Origin of the sequence: Methylobacterium sp. WL7, from assembly GCF_008040085.1 — a bacterium.
Taxonomy (GTDB): domain Bacteria; phylum Pseudomonadota; class Alphaproteobacteria; order Rhizobiales; family Beijerinckiaceae; genus Methylobacterium; species Methylobacterium mesophilicum.
Window position 1 is genome coordinate 1 of sequence record NZ_VRVG01000205.1, and the last position, 5,900, is coordinate 5,900.

Consider the following 5,900-nt stretch of genomic DNA (forward strand, 5'->3'; position numbering starts at 1 on the left):
GGTCACGGAGGGGTTCGGGGCCGGAGCTCGGGGTCGGGCGGCAGGCGCGCGGATCGGGGTCAGGGTGCGTAGGCGCGGGCGGCACCGCTCAGCCCGAGGGCGGCCGGCACCTTGAAGGGATCGGGCAGCATCGCCTCGCCGTGGGACACGATCTGCGCCGTGGGGGCATCCAGCGGGCCCGTGACCTCGAACAGCAGCCCGCGGCCCGGGAGGTCGGCGAGCGCGCGCAGGGCGAGGTCGCCCCGGGCCGCGATCCGCCGGCCCGGCAGCGACACCTGACCCTGCAGGCTCGCCCCGACGCTCGGGCCCCGCAGGCCGGATTCGGCGAACTCGCCGATCCCGTCGGAGAAGCGCAGGGTGATCGCGGCGCGCTCGAAGGCGGTCCGGCCGTTCCGGCGTGCCAGCGCCCCGGTGGGCACCGCGCCGTTGCGGTGGACGAGTTCGGCGAGATCGAGGCCCGCGATCGCGCCGCCGTCGACCGAGAGGGTCGCGCGGCCGCCGAGGCTGGCGAGCAGGGCGACGCTGTCGCGGGCGCTGCCCTCCAGGCTGAACTGGCCCTGCAGCGGCCCGCTCAACCAGCGTCCCGCACCGATCTCGCCCAGGAGGGACCCGACGTCGACCCGGTCCAGGCTGCCCTGCATCCGGACCTCGGTCTCGGCCGGATCCGCGGCGCTCGCCAGGGTGACGCGCCCCTTGAGCATGCCGTCCTGCAGGCGCGCCCGGTTCACCGCGACCTCCACGGCCGCGTCCCGCACCAGGATGCTGGCGGCGAGGTCCTGCGCCAGGACCGGACCGACCCGGCCCTCGGCCGCGGACAGGCGCAGGTCGAGATCGCCCCCTGTCAGCGGGCCCAGCGCCAGGGCGGCCGGCTCGGCCTCGAACAGCCGGATCAGGTCGGCGAGGAGCGGCGACAGGTTGAGCGTCTCGGCCGCCAGGGTCGCCTGGACCGAGAGGCGCGGCTCGGGCCCGGCCCCGAGGGTCACGGCGCCGGCCCCATCCAGGACGTCGTCGCCGAGCCCCACCCGCAGGCTCGGCCACGACACCGACCTGTCCCCGGCCTCGAACCGTCCGTCGAGCGAGAAGGCGCCGGCGAGCGCGGCGAGCGGTGCGTCGCGCCCGAGCCAAGCCAAAGTTTTCGGGAGCGCGCGGCTCTCGAACCGGGCGCGGCCGGCCAGGGGCGGCAGCCCGCCGCCGTCGGGGGGAGGCCCAACCGTCCCCTCGGCCGCCAGGCTGCCATCCGGCCAGGTCACCGTCGCCGTGAACGGCGTGCGCAGGCCCTGCGCGATATAGGCCGGCAGCATGTGGGCCAGGGCGATCCGGGTCGGCACGCCCCGCCAGGTCATGCTGGCATGAGCCTCGGCGTTCGCGCTCCAGAACGGCCAGGCGAGATCGATGTCGATGTCCCTTGCGTCCGCGCCGTCCCCGACGCGGGCGCCGGTGAGGGCGATCCGTCGCGGGTGCTGGGTCGCACCCGCGCGCATGCGGCCGGCCAGACGCGCCAGCGGCTCGCGCCAGGCGGCGGCATCCGGCGACAGGCGCGCCGCGTCGAGCCGCAGGCCGCCCAGGGCGGCGCGGCCGGCCAGCAGAGCGATCGGATCGAGGTCGATCGTCAGACGACCGCCCTCCGCGAGGGTCGGCCCGGCGGATCCGGCGGCGAGGCGGACACGCTCGAGGCTCAGGCGCGGGATCGGAAGGAGCGTGAGCTGCGCCGGTCCCTCGGCGGTCAGCGCGAGGCCGTACGCATCGAGTGCGGGACCCGCGACGGTCATCGCCCGGCCGCCGTCGACCGACCAGTCCTGCAGGCCGAGCCCCGCGAGGACGAGGCATCCGAAGGCGGCTACGAAAATGGGGCGGCGCGGCGACATCATGCTCCGGATGGGCGAGCCGCGGGCGCGGCCAGGGGCCGGGTGCGGCGCCAGCCCCCTCAAGCCGTCGCGGCCCGGTAGGGTCTGCTCGTTGCGTTAACCTCATAGCGCGCTCCGGGCGCCTTGTCTGCGGGGGCCTGCCCGGCGCCCCCGCTCTCCCCAGGGTGTCGGGTTACGGATCGCCCCGGACACCATGCGGGCAACGTGCCCCGGCACTGGATTTCGGCCGCGGAATCGGGGACAGCAGGCCCGAGGAAACGTAGTTCCCAAGATTTCGGCCGGGCCAGACCGGGCGGGAAAAGGACGGTTCGATGAAGAAGGTCTACACGGATCCCACCGCGGCCTTGGCCGGCCTGCTGCGCGACGACATGATGGTCATGTGCGGCGGGTTCGGCCTCTGCGGCATCCCCGACGAGCTGATCGAGGCGGTGCGCGCCTCGGGCGTCAAGGGCCTGACCATCGTGTCGAACAATGCCGGCATCGACGGGGTCGGCCTGGGCAAGCTCTTGGACACGCGGCAGGTGCGCAAGATGATCTCGTCGTATGTCGGCGAGAACAAGGAGTTCGCCCGGCAATATCTCGGGGGCGAACTGGAGATCGAGTTCAATCCGCAGGGGACCCTGGCCGAGCGCATCCGCGCGGGCGGCGCCGGCATCCCGGCCTTCTTCACCAAGACCGGCGTCGGCACCAAGGTCGCCGAGGGCAAGGAGGTGCGGGAGTTCGACGGCGAGGCATACGTGATGGAGCGCGGGCTGTTCGCGGACCTCGCCATCGTGCACGCCCATACCGGCGATACCGAGGGCAACCTCCGCTACCGGATGACCGCCCGCAACTTCAACCCGATGATGGCGACCGCCGCCACGATGACGGTGGCGCAGGTGGAGCACCTCGTGAAGCCCGGCGAGATCGACCCGGACACGATCCACACGCCCGGGATCTTCGTGAAGCGGATCATCGAGGTCGGCGCGCGCGAGAAGCGGATCGAGCAGCGCACCACGCGCAAGCGCGGCGACAGCACCCCCGCGGCCGCCGCCGGCGGCGGCACCCACTGATCGAGGGAAAGGGAATAGAACGATGGCCTGGACCCGCGAGCAGATGGCGGCACGCGCCGCCAAGGAACTGGAAGACGGCTTCTACGTGAACCTCGGCATCGGCATCCCGACGCTGGTGTCGAACTACATCCCCGACGGCATGTCGGTGCAGCTGCAATCCGAGAATGGCATGCTCGGCATGGGCCCCTTCCCGTACGAGGGCGAGGAGGACCCGGACCTGATCAACGCCGGCAAGCAGACGATCACGGCGCTGCCGACCACGAGCTACTTCTCGTCGGCGGATTCCTTCGGGATGATCCGGGGCGGGCACATCAACCTGTCGATCCTCGGCGCCATGCAGGTGGCCGGCAACGGCGACCTCGCCAACTGGATGATCCCCGGCAAGATGGTGAAGGGGATGGGCGGCGCGATGGACCTCGTCGCCGGGGTGAAGCGCGTCATCGTGGTGATGGAGCACGTCGCCAGGAACAAGGACGGCACCGAGAGCCCGAAGCTGCTCAAGGCCTGCGACCTGCCGCTCACCGGAACCCAGGTGGTCGACCTCGTGATCACCGATCTCGGGGTGTTCGCGATCGACAAGAAGGGCGACGGCGGCATGACGCTGATCGAGCTCGCCGACGGCGTCACCGAGGACGAGATCCGCAGGAAGACCGAAGCCGACTACACCGTCGCCCTCGCGGCCTGATCCGGAGCGCTCTCTCGGCTCGAACAGGGGTTTCCAAAGGGCCTGCGACCCTTTGGCGGGGTTCGGGGCGCGGAGCCCCGGGTCTTCGCAGGGCTCGGCCCCGCACGCGCAAGGTTTTGGGCCGAGAGCCAGGACATGGCGTCGAGCTGTCTGCACGGCCCTTTTCCCGGGCGCATGCAGCGCCAGCGGAATGCGATCCGGGACCCAGCACAATACGGCCGCGCAGCGTCCGTCTGATCAACCTGTGCCGCTGACGCGGCGCTTCGTGTGCTGGGTCCCGGATCAGGTTCCGCTTCGCTTCACCTGTCCGGGAAAGGGGGGCACGTGATCTGCTCAGGAGCGCCGATCCCACGAGGCGCACGTGGCCAAACACCTTAAAAGGGATGGGTCCAAGACCTTTTGAAATCGAGATCGTTTGCCGGTTTCTCGGACCGGCACCGTGTTTCCTCAGGCGGCCCGGATGCCGTCGAGGAAGCGGGCCACCTCGGCGTTCAGGCGCCCGGACTGATCCGAGAGCACGGCCGCCGCGTCCAGCACCTGGGTCGCGGCCGCCCCGGTCTTCTCCGACGCATCCGCGACGCCGACGATGTTGCTCGTGACCGCACCGGTCCCCAGGGCGGCCTCGGAGACGTTGCGGACGATCTCCTGCGTCGCGGCACCCTGCTCCTCGACCGCGGCCGCGATGCTGGCGGTGACGCCGTCGATCTCGCCGATCCGGCTGGTGATCCCGCCGATGGCCGCCACGGCGTTCTCGGTCACGGCCCGGATCGCGCCGACCTGGCCGGTGATCTCCTCCGTGACCCGGGCAGTCTGGCCGGCCAGTTCCTTCACCTCCGAGGCGACGACGGCAAAGCCGCGCCCCGCCTCTCCGGCCCTCGCCGCCTCGATGGTGGCGTTGAGCGCCAGCAGGTTGGTCTGGCTGGCGATGTCGGCGATCAGCCCGACCATCTCGCCGATCTTCGCCGAGGTCTGGTTCAGGGCCTGGACCAGCTTGGTCGTCTGCCCGGCCTCCTCGGCCGCGATCCGGGTGAGGCCGGCCGAGCCCGTGACCTGACGTCCGATCTCCTGAACCGAGGTGCCGAGCTGTTCCGCGGCCGCCGCGACCGTTTGGACGTTGCCGGCCGCCTCCTCGGCCGCCGACGCGACGGTGGCGGCCTGCATCGCCGCCAGGCTGGCCGTGTCGGTCATGCCCTGGGCGGCCCGCTGCAGGTCGGTGGCCGATGTCGAGACGGCGCCGACGATGCCGACCATGGTCTGCTCGAAGCTGTCCGCCAGCTCGGCGCGGGCGCGCCTGCGCTCGGACGAGGCCGCCTGGTCGGCACGGCGCCGGATCTCGGCCTGCTCGGCCGCCTCGGCGGCGACCATGCGCTTGATCCCCTCGACGGCGCGCCCGACGGCGCCGATCTCGTCGCCCCGGGCGGCTTCGTGGATCTCGCTGTCGGTCTCCCCGCGCCCCATGCGCTCGAGGGTCCGGACCAGCCGTTTGAGCGGGGCCGTCACCCCGAGGACGACCACGGCGACGCCCGCCCCGATGGCGATGGCGAGGCCGATGGTCGCCGCCGCGACCAGCAGAAGGGTCGCCCGGGAGGCCGCCGCCTCGGACGCATCCCGCTCCCGCTGGAGGTCGCCCGTGAGGACGTCGACCCGAGCCTGGATCATCTCCACCAGCTTGGCGCGGAGCGGATTGCCCTCGGCCAGCAGGATGGCGCCGGCGGCTTCGGCCTCGCCCCGCTCCGCACTCGCGGCGACCCGGTCGACCACCGCACCGAACGCCGTCAGGATCTGTCGCAGCGTCTCCCCGGCCGAGCGCCGCGCGGGCGTGTCGGCCATCTGCATCAGGGCGTCGAGCAGGCTGAACGCGTGCGCCGTGTTCTGCTTGATGAGGGTCTGATACCCCGCCATCTGCGATTCCCGCGTCTCGAGCACGAGGTTGCGCGCCTGGACGGCGATCTCGCCGAAATCGATCTGGAGGCCGAGGATCATCGCGAGGCGCTTGGCCTGCACGTCGACGATCTGCCGTGTCTGCGTCGATTGTGCGATCAGGCTGGCCCGCGCGTAGACGATCAATCCTCCGGCTGCCAAAGCCACGATGACGAGCGGAATGGCAAACTTCACGAGTATTTTTGCGTCACGCAACAATGCCATCGCGCTGATCCCGCATCCTGGAAAATCGATCCAAGATCATCTCGTAACCTCGCGAAAACATCAACGGCCAAAACCGCCTGGTTTACGATGCGGTGACAATAGGCAGATGAGTACTTTCTGAAGTCAATTTGGTTTGTTCATATATATTTGTTA

At 71.0% G+C, this 5,900-nt stretch carries 4 protein-coding genes; 2 read left to right on the plus strand and 2 right to left on the minus strand.

Going from position 1 to position 5,900, the window contains the following annotated elements:
* Positions 1-59 precede the first annotated feature (59 nt).
* On the minus strand, positions 60-1,865 hold the full coding sequence (locus tag FV233_RS27790) for an AsmA family protein (protein ID WP_147899453.1): 1,806 nt from the start codon (positions 1,863-1,865) through the stop codon (positions 60-62).
* A gap of 311 nt (positions 1,866-2,176) precedes the next feature.
* Here FV233_RS27790 and FV233_RS27795 point away from each other — a divergent pair, with 311 nt between their 5' ends.
* Together FV233_RS27795 and FV233_RS27800 are read left to right on the plus strand one after the other, a co-directional pair.
* Positions 2,177-2,917 carry a CoA transferase subunit A gene (locus tag FV233_RS27795; protein ID WP_147857042.1) on the plus strand — a complete coding sequence of 247 codons (741 nt, stop codon included), beginning with the start codon at positions 2,177-2,179 and terminating at the stop codon, positions 2,915-2,917.
* Positions 2,918-2,939: 22 nt separating this feature from the next.
* Complete coding sequence (locus FV233_RS27800) at positions 2,940-3,602, plus strand: CoA transferase subunit B (protein WP_147857041.1); 663 nt, start codon at positions 2,940-2,942, stop codon at positions 3,600-3,602.
* Positions 3,603-4,049: 447 nt separating this feature from the next.
* On the opposite strand, the gene FV233_RS27805 is transcribed toward FV233_RS27800, so the two are convergent.
* Positions 4,050-5,747 (minus strand): methyl-accepting chemotaxis protein, encoded by a 1,698-nt coding sequence (locus FV233_RS27805; RefSeq protein ID WP_147899454.1) that lies wholly within the window; start codon positions 5,745-5,747, stop codon positions 4,050-4,052.
* Positions 5,748-5,900: the final 153 nt, after the last annotated feature.

Bases quoted from the DNA above. Each gene is read 5' to 3' on its own strand.
- FV233_RS27790 (WP_147899453.1), bottom strand. From the start codon at position 1,865: ATGTCGCCGCGCCGCCCCATTTTCGTAGCCGCCTTCGGATGCCTCGTC.
- FV233_RS27795 (WP_147857042.1), top strand. From the start codon at position 2,177: ATGAAGAAGGTCTACACGGATCCCACCGCGGCCTTGGCCGGCCTGCTG.
- FV233_RS27805 (WP_147899454.1), bottom strand. From the start codon at position 5,747: ATGGCATTGTTGCGTGACGCAAAAATACTCGTGAAGTTTGCCATTCCG.
- FV233_RS27800 (WP_147857041.1), top strand. From the start codon at position 2,940: ATGGCCTGGACCCGCGAGCAGATGGCGGCACGCGCCGCCAAGGAACTG.